Raw genomic sequence first — 14,742 nt, 5'->3', positions numbered from 1 at the left:
GCCGAGCTGGTGGGCACCACCAACCGCGCCCTGCAGGGCAAAAGGGCCAAGGGACTTATCCCCAAGGGCGTCTGGAACACTATTGATAACCGCGTGTACTACAGCATCAGGAGATACGAGGCATGGCTCGAAAGCCTATGGGTTTGCCCACCGGAGTTGAATTTGTCGGCGAGTCCATCCGCATTCGCTTCACCTGGAAAGGGCAACGTCGCTGCGAAACCCTCCCCTATCCCCAAACGCCAAAGGGACTTAAAGCGGCAGCCGATCTACGCGCTAACGTAACCAGCCAGATCAAACACGGCATACTGGACGAACAACGGTATGCCGAGCTGTTCCCGAACTCATCCTATACGACTCACTCGGCTACTCCCCTCTTTGGGGAGTATGCCCAAGAGTGGCTGAACAGCCGGGAAGTGGTGGCCGGTACCCGGAAGAACTACCGCATCTCACTGAACCTATATTGGATGCCAATGCTGGCCACACTGCCGATCGACAGCATTACCTCAATGATGCTGCGTAAAGTTGTGGGCACCACCGACTGGAAGTCACCAGGTGCGAAGCGCTCAGCCATTCAACGATTGAAGACACTGTTCACTACTGCCGTGAAGGACGGACTGATAAACCGCAATCCAGTGGACGCTATCGAACTGCCACCCCGAGCGAAGAAGGTTATAGACCCGTTCACCGTGGCAGAGGCTGATGCCGTCATCGCCTACCTGTATAAAACACTCACCAGCTCAATGCGGATCTATGCTGCCTATTTTGAGTTCGCCTTCTATACCGGCATGCGTCCGAGCGAGATGGCTGCCCTACGCTGGGACGCAGTTGACCAGGACAAACGCTTGGTCGAGGTCTGCCGCATCGTTGCGGATTATCAGATCGAAGAACGCACCAAGACTAAGGGCGCCCGGCAAGTGATGCTCAACAGCCGGGCTTTGCACGCTATTGAGGAAGCGGAGAAAGTGGCTCGTCAGCGCAACCGCCAGAGCCGCAGAAAGCACCCTCAGTCGGCCTTTGTATTTCCTCCAACCAAAAATTTCGAGTTCATCCAGCAGGCCAGCGTGACCGATAAGCACTTCCAGGCCGCGCTGGCTGAGCTGAACATTCGCGCCCGCCGGCAATACAACTGCCGACACACATACGCTACTATGTGCCTCATGGCGGGTATGAACCCCGCGTTTATTGCCAATCAGCTGGGTCACAGCGTGCAAATGCTACTGTCGACGTACGCCCGGTGGCTCAATTCCAGCACCGACTGGAGCGAGCTTGGGAAGCTTGAAAGCAAGTTGGTTGGTACAAAATTGGTACAGACTGAAACAGTACCCCTCTGAAACCCTTATGGAATCAGCCTCTGTGACACTGGAACAGAACTACACCGCGATCCTTGGCCAACTCGGCGAGGATGTCTCCCGCGAAGGCCTGCTCGACACGCCGAAACGGGCCGCGAAGGCCATGCAGTACCTTTGCCGCGGTTACAACCAAACGCTGGAAGAAGTCACCAACGGCGCACTGTTCAGCTCCGACAACAGCGAGATGGTCCTGGTCAAGGACATCGAGCTGTACTCGCTGTGCGAACACCACCTGCTGCCGTTCATCGGCAAGGCGCACGTCGCCTATATCCCGAGTGGCAAGGTGCTGGGCCTGTCCAAGGTGGCACGGATCGTCGACATGTATGCCCGTCGCCTGCAGATCCAGGAAAACCTCAGCCGCGAAATCGCCGAGGCGATCCAGAAGGTCACCGGCGCCATGGGCGTGGCGGTGGTCATCGAAGCCAAGCACATGTGCATGATGATGCGCGGTGTGGAGAAGCAGAACTCGTCCATGATCACTTCGGTGATGCTCGGCGAATTCCGCGAAAACGCGGCGACCCGCAGCGAGTTTCTCAGCCTGATCAAGTGATCGAGAGCGTTATCCGGGCCGACCTTTTCAGGTCGGCTTTTTATTGCGAGGAATCATCATGATCGTCAAAGCCCTGCGAGTCGGCCTCGGCCAAATGATCGTCTTTTTCGACTGGATCAGCCGCCCGGCCAGGCTCAAGCGGGATCCGGCGGCCCAGGCCAGGGTGGAGGAGCAGGCCCGCGGCCTGAGCCTGTACCAGTTCCATGCCTGCCCGTTCTGCGTGAAGACCCGCCGCACCCTGCACCGCCTGAATGTACCGGTGGCATTGCGCGATGCGAAGAACAACGAGCAGGATCGCCAGGCACTGCTCGACGGTGGCGGCAAGGTCAAGGTGCCGTGCCTGCGGATCGAAGAAGATGGCAATACCACCTGGATGTATGAGTCCAAGGTGATCATCGACTATCTGAACAAGCGGTTTTCGGCAGCCTGATTGCGGACCAATGTGGGAGCGGGTTCACCCGCGATAGCGATAGTGAATTCACCATAGCAATCGCGGGTGAACCCGCTCCCACAGGGTTAGGTGTTCACCCCACCATCGGCACATGCCGCGGATGCGCCGCCACCCGCGCCAGCCACTCCCTGACCCTGGGATACGCCGCCAGGTCGAAGCCGCCCTCGTGGGCTACGTGGGTGTAGGCGTACAGCGCCACATCGGCGATCGAGTACTGGTCCCCTACCAGGTACGGCGTCACTTCCAGCTGCCGTTCCATCACCTTCAACGCCTTGTGCCCGCCCTTGTGCAGCTTGCGGTACTCCTCCAGGCGCTCGTCCGGCAGCCCCAGGTAGAACTGGATGAAACGCGCCACGGCAATGTACGGCTCATGGCTGTACTGCTCGAAAAACTGCCATTGCAGCACCTGGGTACGCAGGCGCGGCTCGCTTGGCAGGAACTCGCTGCCGTCGGCGAGGAAGTTGAGAATCGCGTTGGACTCCCACAGGCAGGTACCGTCCTCCAGTTGCAGCACAGGCACCTTGCCGTTGGGATTCATTGCCAGGAACTCCGGCGTCTGCGTATCTCCCTTGAGAATATCCACAGGCTGCCAGGTGTAGGGCAGATCGAGCAGGTGCAGCATCAGCTTGATCTTGTAGCAGTTGCCCGATTGGTAATCCCCATAGACCTTGTACATCGTGCTCCCCTCTTTTACCCAAAACGCGATCGCTGACTGTACGGCTAAATGCAACGCTCGCTGTACCGCAAGCACATGCCGTGCCCACGGTAGTCTGAAAAATCTGCTTACATCGAAGAACAAGGAATTTCCCATGCCCAACGCCACTTCCGCGCAACTGCGGCCGCTGGCCGACTCGTCTCCCTCGGCGATAGTCGCCGGTTTTATCGCCATGCTCACCGGCTATACCAGTTCGCTGGTCCTGATGTTCCAGGCCGGCCAGGCTGCGGGACTTACCAGTGCGCAGATTTCCTCGTGGATCTGGGCCCTGTCCATCGGCATGGCAGTGTGCAGCATCGGCCTGTCGTTGCGCTACCGCACACCGGTAACGGTGGCCTGGTCGACCCCGGGTGCGGCATTGCTGATCACCAGCCTGGGCGGCGTGAGCTATGGCGAAGCCATCGGTGCTTATATCACCTGCGCGCTACTGGTGGTGATCTGCGGCCTGACGGGCAGCTTCGAGCGTCTGGTCCGGCGTATTCCGGCGTCCCTGGCCTCGGCCCTGCTGGCGGGCATCCTGTTCAAGATCGGCAGCGAGATCTTCGTAGCCGCGCAGCACCGTACCACCCTGGTGCTGGGCATGTTCTTCAGCTACTTGCTGGTAAAGCGCCTGTCGCCGCGCTATTCGGTGCTGGCGGCACTGCTGGTGGGCACGGGCCTGTCCGCCGTGCTCGGACTCCTGGATTTCAGCGGCTTCGCCCTGGAAGTGGCGGTGCCGGTGTGGACCACGCCGAGTTTCTCCCTGGCTGCGACCATCAGCATCGGCATCCCGCTGTTCGTGGTGGCGATGACCTCGCAGAACATGCCCGGCGTCGCCGTGCTGCGTGCGGACGGCTATCAGGTACCGGCCTCGCCCCTGATCTCGGTGACCGGCATCGCCTCGCTGCTGCTGGCGCCGTTCGGTGCCCACGGGGTCAACCTGGCGGCCATCAGCGCAGCCATCTGCACCGGCCCCCACGCTCATGAAGACCCGAGCAAGCGCTACACCGCAGCTGTCTGGTGCGGGATCTTCTACGCCATCGCCGGCACCTTCGGCGCCACCCTCGCCGCCCTGTTCGCCGCACTGCCCAAGGAACTGGTGCTGTCGATCGCCGCCCTGGCGCTGTTCGGCTCGATCATGAACGGCCTGAGCGTGGCGATGAATGAACCGAAGGAACGCGAGGCGGCGCTGATCACCTTCATGGTGACCGCCTCGGGCTTCACCCTGTTTTCGATCGGTTCGGCCTTCTGGGGTATCGTCGCCGGGGTGCTTACCCTGCTGATCCTGAACTGGCGCAAAAACGCCTGACAGGCATTTCCGGGCTCAGATCCGGAAATGCCCTACCATCCCCTTCAACTCCGCTCCCAACTGCGCCAGCTCGATACTTGAGCTGGCGTTGTCGCGCATGGCCATCGCCGACTGGTCGGCACTGCTGCGGATCTGGGTGACGCTACGGCTGATTTCCTCGGCTACCGAACTTTGCTGCTCTGCCGCGGCAGCGATCTGCTGGTTCATCTGCTGGATCAGCGACACCGCTCCGGCGATGCTGCCCAGGGCGCTTTCGGTCTGCAACGCATCGGCCACCGCCAGCTTGACCAGCTCGCCGCTGTCCTGGATCTGCGCGACCGAAGCCTGGGCATTGCTGCGCAGGCTGCTGACCAGGCGCTCGATCTCGCCGGTGGATTGCTGGGTGCGCTGGGCCAGCGCCCGCACTTCGTCCGCCACCACGGCGAAGCCGCGACCCTGCTCGCCGGCACGCGCCGCTTCGATGGCAGCGTTGAGCGCCAGCAGGTTGGTCTGCTCGGCGACACTCTTGATCACCTCCAGCACCGAACCGATGTGCTGGATCTCGGCGCTGAGGTTTTCGATGCTGTGGCTTGCAGAATCCGCTGCGCTGGCCAGGCGCTCGATGCGCTGCATGCTCTGGCGCACCACCTGCTGTCCGCTTTCCACCTTGCCGTCCGCCGCCTGCGCGGCCTGGGCCGCCTCTTCGGCATCGCGGGCGACGCTGTGCACCGTGGCGGTCATCTGCTGCATGGCGGTAGCGACCTGGTCGGTCTCTTCCTTCTGGCTGCCGACTTCGCGGTTGGTCTGCTCGGTCACCGCCGACAAGGTATGGGCACTGCTGGCCAGTTTGTCGATACCGGTCTGCAGGCCGCTGACGATAACGGCCAGGCCACTGCCCATCTGCTGCATCGCCAATAGCAACTGGCCCACTTCATCACGGCGGTCGACAATGATTTCACCCCGCAGATCACCGGCGGCAATCTCCTGGGCCCGAGCGATGACCCGGCGCAGCGGCAGCACGATGGCGCGGGTAATCAGGATTGCCGCCACCACGCCGACCAGCAGGGCTGCCAGCGACGAAACCAGGATCAGCAGGGCATTGCGCTTGAGCTCGTGCTGCATGCTGGCATCGATGGCCCCGTTGATCTGCTCGACCCGCGAGATGACCTGCTCGGCACGCTCCTGCAACTGTTTGCGCAATTGCGCTTCGCGGGCCAGCAGATCCGTGTATTCACCCAGCTTCTCGCCAAAACTGGCGATATGGGTGGTGACTTCGCCAAGCACGCTCTGGTAGCCGGGGTCCTGTATCGCGGACTTGAGCTGCTCGGCCAATTGCGCAGCCTGCTCGGCCTGTTCGATACGGCCCTGGCGGACGTCTTCGGCGCCCTTGCGGTTCTGGTCCAGGCGGATGCGCGCTTCGTCCATGGCCTGCAACATCAGGCGCGCCACCTGTGCGACCTGGCCCGCTTGCTCGACGAATTCAGCGCCCTTCTGGCCTTGGGAGTCCTTCAGGGTCCAGGTACCGTCATCGGCCAGCCCGGACTGCAGGACGTCCAGGTTGTTGGCGACGCTCGACACCGACCAACTGGCCATATCCAGCGCCAGCTCCTTGGACTGGGTCAACTCGACGAATTCATCGAATGCCTTGCGGTATGCGGCCAGTGCGCTGCCCACGTCGCTGCCGGCCAGCTCCGGCAATTGCGTAATGCGGCTTTGCAGTTCTTCCACGCCCTTGCGCAGGGCCTCGGCGTCCTTGGGATCGGAACGCTGGGCATAACGTTGCTCATGCAGGCGCAGGCCGAGGACATCCTCGTTGAACGCCGTGGCCTGCTTGAGGCCATCGAAGCGTTGGCCCAGGCCATACAGCGCAGCGATCCCGATCGCCGCAACCACCGCCGTCAAGGCCAGCACCAGCGTGAATCCCAGCCCCAGCTTGCGGGCCATGCCCAGGTTGGCAAAACCGCCATTTGTGCCCGACTTCATTGCTCGCTGCCCTCTCGTGCTGCCCTTGGAAAACTCGCCGGATATCCAAGAGCGCAGAGTGGCAACGGCGCCGGGGACTGCACAAGCCACCCTGGTCGCAATAATGGCAAAAAGCTACGGAGCCGTCGTTTTCAGAATGTTGGAGGTCGTCACGACGATGCTTGCGCGACCGCCTGGAAAAACCCCTGGGCCCGGTGGTCGCGGGCGTAGGCCACATTGATGCGCAACCAGTCGCTGTCGCGTCCCTGCGGGTCGAAAGCCGAGCCCGGCGAGAGCAGTACGCCGTGCTCCTGGGCGCTCTGCTGCAGTCGGGCGAACGGCACACCAGGGTAACGGGTCCAGACGAACATGCCCCCGCAGGGTTCGGCGAACACTTCCCAGCCAGTGGCCTCCAACAGGCGCAAGGTGCTTGCCATGTGTTCGGCCAGGCGCAGGCGCAGGCGTTGCACGCTCTTGCGATAGACCCCGCTGCCAAGCAATTGCGCCAGTACCTGTTCAGCGAACCTCGAACAGCCAATCCCGGTGACCATCTTTACCTCGGCCAGCCGTGCGGTCAGTTCCGGATCGGCGACCAGGTAACCGACCCGCAGCGAACTGCTGAGCGTCTTGGAAAAACTCGCCAGGTAGATCACCCGCTGCTGGCTGTCGAGGGTACTCAGGCGAGTGGCCGGACCTTCCTGGAAATCAGCGTAGATATCGTCCTCGATGATGCGCAGGTCATGCTCGCCGGCCAGTTCCAGCAGGCGCTGGGCAGTGCGCGGGGCAAGGCTGGTGCCGGTCGGGTTCTGGTACAGGCTGTTGGTGAACAGCAAGCGCGGGCGGTGCTCCCGCAGCAGCGCCGACAGCACGTCCAGGTCCGGCCCTTCGGCGGTGCGTGGCACTTCCAGCATGCGCACGCCATGCAGGCGCAGCAGGTTGAAGAGGTTGTAGTAGCCGGGACGCTCCACCAGTACGGTGTCGCCAGGCGACAGCAAGGTACGCACCAGCAGGTCGAGGGCCTGGCTGGCGCCCTGGGTGGTGAGGATCTGCTCAGGCCGGACCTGGACACCGATAAGCGCCAGACGCTTGCGAATTTGCTGGCGCAACGCGGTCAGGCCCAGCGGCGGCCCATAGCCGAAGAGGTCCTGCCCGCCGCCGCGGCTGACCTGGCGGATCGCCAGGGCGATCTCCTCGCTCTGGCGCCAGTTGCCTGGCAGCCAGCCGCAGCCGAGGCGCAGCAGGTTTTCCTGCTCGTCGCTGAACAAGCGCCAGCGTCCCTCTGCCCCCTCGCCCCAGGCCGGTTCTTCGGCGAACGGCGCCATGCCCCTGCGTTCGGCAACGAAAAAGCCGACACCATGCCGGGCCTCAAGCCACCCTTGCGAAACCAAACGGTCATAGGCCTCGATGGCGCAGGACTGGCTGACCCCCTGCGTCTTGACCAACTGGCGGATCGACGGCAAACGCGTGCCAGGGCGCAGGCGCTGCTCGGCGATCCAGCGCAGCAGGCCATCAGCGAGCTGCTGCACCAAGGGGGTGGGCAGGTTTCGATCGAGGGTGACGTTCATACTTGAGGTGTTCGGTCGTTTTAGCCAAACAGTTAATCACAAAAGCAGCTGGGCTGTGCCTTTTCCCTCCATGGCAGGGTTCGCAGAATGGGCTGCCCATTCAAGGAACCCGCCATGTCCAGCCGCAACGCCTCAACCATCCTGGCCTTCGCCCTGTGCCTGGTGACGTTCGCCGTCAACCTCCAGGCCCCTCTCTACACCGCCTATGCGGCCCTGTCCGGCCAGGGTGCAGCGGCGACGGCGGTGGCCTTCTCCGGCTATGTGATCGGCGTTTTACCGGTGCTCCTGCTATTGGGCGGACTGGCTGACCGGGTTGGCCACAAGCGGCTGATCCTCGCGGCGCTGGCGCTGTCGATGCTGGCGACCGTGCTTATGCTGCTGGCGCCCGGCCTGGCCCAGTTGGCCATGGCCCGGACCTTGCTCGGTGTCGGCACCGCGCTGGCCTCGGCCACCGGCACTGCCTACATGTGCGAGCTGATGCAAGACGGCGACGCCCGCGCTGCGGCCAACCGGGTCACTGCCAGCACATCATTGGGCTTCGGCCTGGGGGCAGCGGTCACCAGCCTGTTTCTATTATCGGGATCGACGCTGGCACCAGGCAGTTTCCCCTTGCACCTGGCGCTGGCTGCATTGGCATTCGTGGCGGTACTGGGGCTGCCCGATCCGGTCCAGCGGCGCCAAAGCGCCCTGCTGCGATTGCCGGTTTATCCACAGGGCAGCCTGGCCTACGGCCTGGCGATCCTGCTGGCCTGGGCCTGCGTTGGCCTGGTGATCGCGTTGATGCCATCGATTCTCGCCAGGCATCACCTGGGCAACTGGTCGGGATTGTCGACGTTCTGCGTGATCAGTTGTGGCCTGCTGTTCCAGCCACTGGCACGGCGCATGGCCTCGGCACGCTCGACTTTGCTGGGCTTGCTGATTTTGCCGTGCAGCTACGCGCTGCTGGCCTGGGGAGCACATGCCGGCGTACTCGCGGCGGTGCTGTTGGGCGCGATCGGTGCCAGCAGTGCCTGCTATGGCTTTATCTACCTGGGTGGACTGTCTGCGGTGAACACCCTGGCCGGAACAGAGAAAACCCGCGCCAGTGCCGGCTTTTTCCTGCTCGCCTATCTCGGCTTTAGCCTGCCGGTGATCTTTACCGGCATGCTGGCCGACCACTTCGGCGCGGGCACCGCCCTGGTACTGTTCGGAGCCCTGCTGCTGACCGGCTGCTTCGCGGTTGCTGGCGCACTGCTGCGCACCAGCAGACACAGCGCATTCGAGGCGATCAGATAGCCGTGGCCCCACCATCCACCGCCAAGGCCTGGCCGGTGGTGAACGCAGCACCGTCGCTGCACAGGTAAAGCACCGCGGCAGCTATCTCCTCGACCTTGCCGATGCGCCCGACCGGGTGCATCGCCGCGGCGAACTCGGCCTTGCGCGGGTCGGCCTCGTAGGCGCGGCGGAACATATCGGTATCGATCACCGCCGGACATACCGCGTTGACCCGGATTTGCTTCTTCGCATACTCGATCGCGGCAGACTTGGTCAGCCCGATCACCGCATGCTTGGACGCCGCGTAAATGCTCATCTTCGGCGCCGCGCCGAGACCGGCGACCGAGGCGGTGTTGACGATCGCCCCGCCGCCCTGGGCCAGCAACAGCGGCAACTGGTACTTCATGCACAACCAAACGCCCTTGACGTTGACGCCCATGATGGCGTCGAACTCCGCCTCGCTGCCCTCGGCCAGCCGCCCCTTCTCGATCTCGATGCCAGCGTTGTTGAAGGCATAGTCGAGGCGACCGTAAGCCTCGAGCGTGCGCGCCATCAACTGCTGCACCTCGTCGTCACGGGTCACATTGCACGGCACGAAGATCGCCTCGCCGCCGGCTGCGCGAATCTCTTGCACCGTGGCCTCACCTCCGGCCACATCGAGATCCGCAACCACGACCTTCAACCCTTCCCGAGCGAAAGCCAGGGCGGTGGCGCGACCAATACCGGCGGCGGCACCGGTGACCAGGGCGACCTGGCCGCTAAACGTCATACTCATCGATAGCTCCTGCAACAGGGGACAGTGGCCGCGAGTCTAGTCGGCACCGCAGCAACCTGGGCAGCATCATCAGGACGCCGGTTGAGGCACCATGCGAATCGATGATTATCCCCACCCAACTTCATCATCCTGCTGGATGGGCAGCTATTCGTCGCAGCGCACGAACTTGCCGAGCGGGCGTCGAAGGTCTATCACAAGACTTTTGTCCAACCTTCGCGAGGCTTCCATGACTGCCCTGACCAATCGCCGCTTCCTGCTCGCCAAACGCCCGGTGGGCGCCGTGACCCGGGACGATTTCAGCTTCGAACAGGTACCCGTGGGCGAACCCGCCGACGGCCAGGTGCTTGTGAAGAACCTGTACCTGTCCCTCGACCCGGCCATGCGCGGCTGGATGAACGAAGGCAAGTCCTATATCCCGCCGGTCGGCCTTGGCCAGGTGATGCGCGCACTGGGCGTCGGCGAGGTGATCGCTTCGCGCAATCCGAAGTTCGCCGTGGGCGACCACGTCAATGGCGCGCTGGGCGTGCAGGATTACTTCCTTGGCGAGCCCCAGGGCTTCTACAAGATCGATCCGAAGCTTGTGCCGCTGCCGCGCTACCTCTCGGCCCTGGGAATGACCGGCATGACTGCCTATTTCGCCCTGCTCGAAGTCGGCGCGCCGAAGGCCGGCGAGACCGTGGTGATCTCCGGCGCCGCCGGAGCGGTGGGCAGCATTGCCGGACAGATTGCAAAAATCAAAGGCTGCCGCGTGGTCGGGATCGCCGGCGGTGCACAGAAATGCCAGTACCTCAAAGACGAACTGGGCTTTGACGGGGTCATCGACTACAAGGCCGAGGACGTAGTGGAGGGGCTGAAACGGGAATGCCCGAAAGGTGTGGATGTGTACTTCGACAACGTCGGCGGCGACATCCTCGATGCCGTGCTCAGCCGCCTGAATTTCAAGGCCCGGGTGGTGATCTGCGGCGCGATCAGCCAATACAACAATAAGCAGGCAGTGAAAGGCCCGGCCAACTATCTGGCACTGTTGGTCAACCGCGCGCGCATGGAAGGTTTCGTGGTGATGGACCATGTCGCGCAGTATGGCGCGGCGGGTCAGGAGATCGCCGGATGGCTGGCCAGTGGCAAGCTGAAGAGCAAGGAGGATGTGGTCGAGGGGCTGGAGACGTTCCCGGAAACGCTGTTGAAGCTGTTCAGTGGGGAGAACTTTGGCAAGCTGGTGCTGAAGGTGTGAAATGAAAAAGGGGCTCTATCCAGAGCCCCTTTTTTCTTACCCGCGGATTTCCGCGACCACCGCCGCCAGCGCCTTGGCCGGATCGGCAGCCTGGCTGATCGGACGGCCGATCACCAGGTAGTCGGAGCCAGCGTCCAACGCCTGGCGCGGAGTGAGGATGCGGCGCTGGTCGTCCTGGGCGCTGCCCGCCGGACGAATGCCCGGGGTCACCAGTTGCAACGAAGGATGAGCGGCCTTCAACGCCGGGGCTTCAAGGGCCGAGCAAACCAGACCGTCCATTCCCGCCTTCTCGGCCAAAGCGGCCAGACGCAGCACCTGATCCTGCGGCTCGATATCCAGGCCGATGCCGGCCAGGTCCTCTCGCTCCATGCTGGTCAGCACGGTCACGCCAATCAACAGCGGCTGCGGGCCGCTGCGCTTGGCCAGTTCTTCGCGGCAGGCGGACATCATGCGCAGGCCACCCGAGCAATGCACGTTGACCATCCACACGCCCATCTCGGCAGCCGCCTTGACCGCCATCGCCGTGGTGTTGGGGATATCGTGGAATTTCAGGTCGAGAAAAACTTCGAAACCCTTGCTGCACAGGGTCTCGACGATGCCGGAAGCACTGCTGGTGAACAGCTCCTTGCCGACCTTTACCCGGCACAGCGCAGGGTCCAGCTGATCGGCCAGCTTCAGGGCGGCGTCACGGGTGGGAAAATCCAGGGCGACAATCAGGGGCGTCTGGCAGGCGGACATGGGCAGGGTCTCTTGGCAAGTCGAAAACGGCGCGCATTGTAAACGATGCGAGGGCGCAGCGGGGGCCGGTGATCGTGAATCAGGTTCGAATGCGCCGGCCTATAATTGAACCATCTGCGCCAAGTTTTACTCGATATTACAGATACGGACTCATTACCGTATGAAGGAGAACGTCATGCCCTGGTATGCCTGGTTGATTCTGTTGGTGGCGATCGGCTCGATCGTGGGTGGCTTGATGATGCTCAGGGACACCGCGAAGAAGCTGCCGTTGACGGACGAGCAGTTGAGGAAGATCCATGAGCGCAATGCGGAAATGGATGCGAAAGAAGCGCAAGATCGTTAGCCAACAAACAGGCCGATCAAGGTGATCGGCCCTTCATCAGGAAAGATCTTACTTCACGGTCAGCTTGTCCCGATTACGATCCAGTAAGGCCTTGCCGATTCCTTTGATTTCCAAGAGTTCTTCCACCGAAGCAAAGTCCCCGTGTTGCTCACGATAGGCGACGATGGCCTCCGCCTTGGCCTTGCCGATACCTGTCAAGTGGCTTTGCAGCGTGATCGCGGTTGCCGTGTTCAGGTTGAGCTGTGCTAGTTCTGCCTGTGCAGGGGCCAGGGGTGCAGGAGGCGGGCTGGCGGGAGCAGCACTCAAGGGAAGGGAAAAGGCGCCGAACAGTGCGATCAGAAGGGAAGCAAGAAAGGTTTTGCGCATGGGTGAGACTCCTTGGGTTGAATGACAATGGCAGCGTTTCCTTGACTGCCTCTCAAACCTAGCCTTTGTGCGCCCAGCGTCAAACATACATTTTTTACTAAATCTGAAATCTCACGCCCAAGAAAAAGCCGCTCGATGAGCGGCTTTTTCTTGGGCTTGTCAGGGCTCAAGGCGGCGTTGCTGGTAAATCCAGTCGACGATCTCGCTGTCAGGCGTATAACCGCTGACTGTCTCTCGCAAGAGCTGGCGAACCGTCGTGTAATCATCCCGCCGCACCGCAGCCAGCAGGGCCTGCAGGCGCTGCTTCAGCACATCCCACTCAAGATAGTCTTCGTTGGCGCTCATGATCATGGAGTGCGGCGTAGCCACAACGTTGTCGCCAATCAGCAATTCCTCGTAAAGCTTTTCTGCCGGGCGCAGGCCAGTGAACTCGATAGCGATATCACCGTGTGGATTTCGATCGGAACGAACACTCAGGCCTGACAAATGAATCATCTTCTCCGCCAGTTCGACAATGCGTACCGGTTCCCCCATGTCCAGTACGAATACATCGCCCCCCTGCCCCATGGAGCCGGCCTGGATCACCAACTGTGCAGCCTCAGGAATCGTCATGAAGTATCGGGTGATTTTCGGATGAGTCACGGTCAAAGGGCCACCGGACTGGATCTGTTTATGGAACAGTGGAATCACAGAGCCCGAAGAGCCAAGCACATTACCAAAGCGAACCATCGTGAATCGCGTCTTGTTCACGTAGGAAACATTGCTCTCATCGCCGAATAGTACCGGCGCCGGTTCTCGGCTCAGCGCTTGCAGTGTCATTTCCGCCAATCGCTTGGTACTACCCATGACATTGGTCGGACGCACGGCCTTGTCCGTGGAGATCAGTACGAAATTAGCAACACCGGCCTGAAGAGCGGCCTCAGCGGTATTAAGGGTACCGATGACGTTGTTGAGCACTCCTTCGGCAATATTGTGCTCAACCATCGGGACATGCTTGTAGGCAGCAGCATGATAGACAGTGTCGACACGCCAGGTGCTCATGACATCCAGCAACTTGTCCTTGTTTCGTATAGAGCCAAGAATCGGCAAAACCTTGACCGGCAAGGACTCCCTGGCGACACGCTGTTCCAATTCACCAAGGATACTGTACAGATTGAATTCGCTGTGTTCGAACAGCAGCAGCGCCTTAGGCTTGAGCATAAGGATCTGGCGACACAGTTCAGAACCAATGGACCCCCCGGCACCGGTGACCATCACTGTCTGATCAGTGATGCACCGCTCAAGCAGGTCATCCTGTGCAGGTACCGAATCGCGCCCGAGAAGGTCGGCGATATCCACCTCCTGGATGTCATCCACCTTCACCCTACCACTGGCCAGATCCATGAACCCCGGAATACTACGCACATGCAGCGAGAACGCCTCTAGATTGGTCAGGATTTCCTTTCGCCGGGTGCGCGACGCAGAAGGGATCGCCAATAGCACTTCCTCGGCACCGGTGACATCGATCATTCGCTGGATGCGGCTTGGCTTGAACACCTGCAGTCCTGAAATCACCCGATCCGTAATGCTCTCGTCATCATCGATAAACGCAACGGGACGCATCGCCCGGCCCATGCGAAGTGCGGCCACAAGTTGGTTACCCGCGGCGCCAGCGCCGTAGATGGCAACCTTGGGCAAGAAGCTGTCAGGCTTGGTGAAGGGGACATGCTGAGCAGCGGCAAACCAGTCGCCGAGGAAATACTGACGCATGACCAAGCGCAAGCCACCGACCATGATCAAGCTAAGCCACCAGTAATTGAAAATGATCGACCGAGGAACGGCTGGATCATGGGCTCCGTGCCAATAGACAACCAATGCAAGTATCAACGCGGAGAGGCTGACAGCTTTGGCGATGGTAATGAGCGCATCATTACCGAAATAGCGCATTACCGCCCGGTACAAGCCAATACGGATAAAAAGCGGGATCGCGATGACAGGTGCGGCCAGGAACAACCAAGGATAGTCCTTCACCGGATTGGACAATTCGTCGATGCCCAAGCGCACCACGAAGGCGAGCCAGAGGGATGCCCAAACAAGAACAACATCGATCAGCACCTGCAGCATACGCTTCTGCCGTCTCGGCAATGCAAGCAGTGACGCTCTAATCCTATCCATGACGCGTTTCAAAGCCCTTCTC

14 protein-coding genes and 1 pseudogene are annotated in these 14,742 nt (G+C 61.4%); 7 read left to right on the top strand and 8 right to left on the bottom strand.

The window, feature by feature from the left end; translation table 11 throughout:
• Positions 1-122 precede the first annotated feature (122 nt).
• The 3 genes from ACKLLE_RS07085 to ACKLLE_RS07075 are packed head-to-tail and all read left to right on the top strand — an operon-like array spanning position 123 to position 2,329.
• On the top strand, positions 123-1,331 hold the full coding sequence (locus tag ACKLLE_RS07085) for a tyrosine-type recombinase/integrase (RefSeq protein WP_420057397.1): 1,209 nt from the start codon (positions 123-125) through the stop codon (positions 1,329-1,331).
• Between the two features lie 22 nt (positions 1,332-1,353).
• Complete coding sequence (folE, locus tag ACKLLE_RS07080; protein WP_420057395.1) at positions 1,354-1,899, top strand: GTP cyclohydrolase I FolE; 546 nt, start codon at positions 1,354-1,356, stop codon at positions 1,897-1,899.
• A gap of 58 nt (positions 1,900-1,957) precedes the next feature.
• Entirely contained in the window at positions 1,958-2,329 is a 372-nt protein-coding gene (locus tag ACKLLE_RS07075; protein WP_420057394.1) for a glutathione S-transferase N-terminal domain-containing protein, read from the top strand.
• A 94-nt stretch (positions 2,330-2,423) separates the two neighbouring features.
• On the opposite strand, the gene ACKLLE_RS07070 is transcribed toward ACKLLE_RS07075, so the two are convergent.
• Positions 2,424-3,026, bottom strand: coding sequence for a glutathione S-transferase family protein (locus ACKLLE_RS07070; protein WP_279898046.1), 603 nt, complete (start codon positions 3,024-3,026; stop codon positions 2,424-2,426).
• 133 nt (positions 3,027-3,159) lie between these two features.
• Here ACKLLE_RS07070 and ACKLLE_RS07065 point away from each other — a divergent pair, with 133 nt between their 5' ends.
• Complete coding sequence (locus tag ACKLLE_RS07065; RefSeq protein ID WP_420057392.1) at positions 3,160-4,353, top strand: benzoate/H(+) symporter BenE family transporter; 1,194 nt, start codon at positions 3,160-3,162, stop codon at positions 4,351-4,353.
• A gap of 15 nt (positions 4,354-4,368) precedes the next feature.
• Here ACKLLE_RS07065 and ACKLLE_RS07060 read toward each other — a convergent pair whose 3' ends face one another.
• The 3 genes and pseudogenes from ACKLLE_RS07060 to ACKLLE_RS07050 form a co-directional block, all read right to left on the bottom strand.
• Positions 4,369-5,073 (bottom strand): methyl-accepting chemotaxis protein, encoded by a 705-nt coding sequence (locus tag ACKLLE_RS07060; protein WP_420057537.1) that lies wholly within the window; start codon positions 5,071-5,073, stop codon positions 4,369-4,371.
• A gap of 213 nt (positions 5,074-5,286) precedes the next feature.
• Positions 5,287-5,454: pseudogene (locus tag ACKLLE_RS07055) on the bottom strand (methyl-accepting chemotaxis protein); the annotation flags it as partial.
• A 1,010-nt stretch (positions 5,455-6,464) separates the two neighbouring features.
• Positions 6,465-7,859, bottom strand: coding sequence for an aminotransferase-like domain-containing protein (locus ACKLLE_RS07050; RefSeq protein ID WP_420057390.1), 1,395 nt, complete (start codon positions 7,857-7,859; stop codon positions 6,465-6,467).
• Between the two features lie 114 nt (positions 7,860-7,973).
• Here ACKLLE_RS07050 and ACKLLE_RS07045 point away from each other — a divergent pair, with 114 nt between their 5' ends.
• The gene (locus ACKLLE_RS07045; protein ID WP_420057388.1) at positions 7,974-9,134 is read left to right on the top strand and encodes an MFS transporter; all 1,161 of its coding nucleotides are present in this window, start codon (positions 7,974-7,976) and stop codon (positions 9,132-9,134) included.
• On the opposite strand, the gene ACKLLE_RS07040 is transcribed toward ACKLLE_RS07045, so the two are convergent.
• On the bottom strand, positions 9,127-9,888 hold the full coding sequence (locus tag ACKLLE_RS07040) for an SDR family oxidoreductase (RefSeq protein WP_420057386.1): 762 nt from the start codon (positions 9,886-9,888) through the stop codon (positions 9,127-9,129). The genes ACKLLE_RS07045 and ACKLLE_RS07040 overlap by 8 nt on opposite strands.
• Before the next feature lie 226 nt (positions 9,889-10,114).
• Here ACKLLE_RS07040 and ACKLLE_RS07035 point away from each other — a divergent pair, with 226 nt between their 5' ends.
• Positions 10,115-11,119, top strand: a complete 1,005-nt coding sequence (locus ACKLLE_RS07035; RefSeq protein ID WP_420057384.1) for an NADP-dependent oxidoreductase — start codon at positions 10,115-10,117, stop codon at positions 11,117-11,119.
• Between the two features lie 36 nt (positions 11,120-11,155).
• Here the strand turns inward: ACKLLE_RS07035 and pyrF are convergent, their stop codons facing one another.
• Positions 11,156-11,857, bottom strand: a complete 702-nt coding sequence (gene pyrF, locus ACKLLE_RS07030; RefSeq protein ID WP_420057382.1) for an orotidine-5'-phosphate decarboxylase — start codon at positions 11,855-11,857, stop codon at positions 11,156-11,158.
• A gap of 175 nt (positions 11,858-12,032) precedes the next feature.
• Here pyrF and ACKLLE_RS07025 point away from each other — a divergent pair, with 175 nt between their 5' ends.
• Complete coding sequence (locus tag ACKLLE_RS07025) at positions 12,033-12,200, top strand: DUF2897 family protein (RefSeq protein WP_420057536.1); 168 nt, start codon at positions 12,033-12,035, stop codon at positions 12,198-12,200.
• Between the two features lie 48 nt (positions 12,201-12,248).
• On the opposite strand, the gene ACKLLE_RS07020 is transcribed toward ACKLLE_RS07025, so the two are convergent.
• Both ACKLLE_RS07020 and ACKLLE_RS07015 read right to left on the bottom strand, forming a co-directional pair.
• Entirely contained in the window at positions 12,249-12,566 is a 318-nt protein-coding gene (locus tag ACKLLE_RS07020; protein ID WP_420057380.1) for a ComEA family DNA-binding protein, read from the bottom strand.
• A gap of 159 nt (positions 12,567-12,725) precedes the next feature.
• Positions 12,726-14,720: a polysaccharide biosynthesis protein gene (locus ACKLLE_RS07015; protein WP_420057535.1), complete on the bottom strand. Its 1,995-nt coding sequence runs from the start codon at positions 14,718-14,720 to the stop codon at positions 12,726-12,728.
• Between the last annotated feature and the right edge of the window lie 22 nt (positions 14,721-14,742).

The sequence above is a fragment of the Pseudomonas bharatica genome, assembly GCF_048586865.1.
Taxonomy (GTDB): Bacteria; Pseudomonadota; Gammaproteobacteria; order Pseudomonadales; family Pseudomonadaceae; genus Aquipseudomonas; species Aquipseudomonas bharatica.
This window is presented reverse-complemented; position numbering and strand designations above follow the sequence as displayed.

What these genes read in the sequence shown, in the direction of transcription:
- ACKLLE_RS07085 (WP_420057397.1), top strand. Translation starts at nt 123, where the DNA reads ATGGCTCGAAAGCCTATGGGTTTGCCCACCGGAGTTGAATTTGTCGGC.
- ACKLLE_RS07075 (WP_420057394.1), top strand. Translation starts at nt 1,958, where the DNA reads ATGATCGTCAAAGCCCTGCGAGTCGGCCTCGGCCAAATGATCGTCTTT.
- ACKLLE_RS07070 (WP_279898046.1), bottom strand. Translation starts at nt 3,026, where the DNA reads ATGTACAAGGTCTATGGGGATTACCAATCGGGCAACTGCTACAAGATC.
- ACKLLE_RS07065 (WP_420057392.1), top strand. Translation starts at nt 3,160, where the DNA reads ATGCCCAACGCCACTTCCGCGCAACTGCGGCCGCTGGCCGACTCGTCT.
- ACKLLE_RS07060 (WP_420057537.1), bottom strand. Translation starts at nt 5,073, where the DNA reads ATGACCGCCACGGTGCACAGCGTCGCCCGCGATGCCGAAGAGGCGGCC.
- ACKLLE_RS07050 (WP_420057390.1), bottom strand. Translation starts at nt 7,859, where the DNA reads ATGAACGTCACCCTCGATCGAAACCTGCCCACCCCCTTGGTGCAGCAG.
- ACKLLE_RS07045 (WP_420057388.1), top strand. Translation starts at nt 7,974, where the DNA reads ATGTCCAGCCGCAACGCCTCAACCATCCTGGCCTTCGCCCTGTGCCTG.
- ACKLLE_RS07040 (WP_420057386.1), bottom strand. Translation starts at nt 9,888, where the DNA reads ATGAGTATGACGTTTAGCGGCCAGGTCGCCCTGGTCACCGGTGCCGCC.
- ACKLLE_RS07035 (WP_420057384.1), top strand. Translation starts at nt 10,115, where the DNA reads ATGACTGCCCTGACCAATCGCCGCTTCCTGCTCGCCAAACGCCCGGTG.
- pyrF (WP_420057382.1), bottom strand. Translation starts at nt 11,857, where the DNA reads ATGTCCGCCTGCCAGACGCCCCTGATTGTCGCCCTGGATTTTCCCACC.
- ACKLLE_RS07025 (WP_420057536.1), top strand. Translation starts at nt 12,033, where the DNA reads ATGCCCTGGTATGCCTGGTTGATTCTGTTGGTGGCGATCGGCTCGATC.
- ACKLLE_RS07020 (WP_420057380.1), bottom strand. Translation starts at nt 12,566, where the DNA reads ATGCGCAAAACCTTTCTTGCTTCCCTTCTGATCGCACTGTTCGGCGCC.
- ACKLLE_RS07015 (WP_420057535.1), bottom strand. Translation starts at nt 14,720, where the DNA reads ATGGATAGGATTAGAGCGTCACTGCTTGCATTGCCGAGACGGCAGAAG.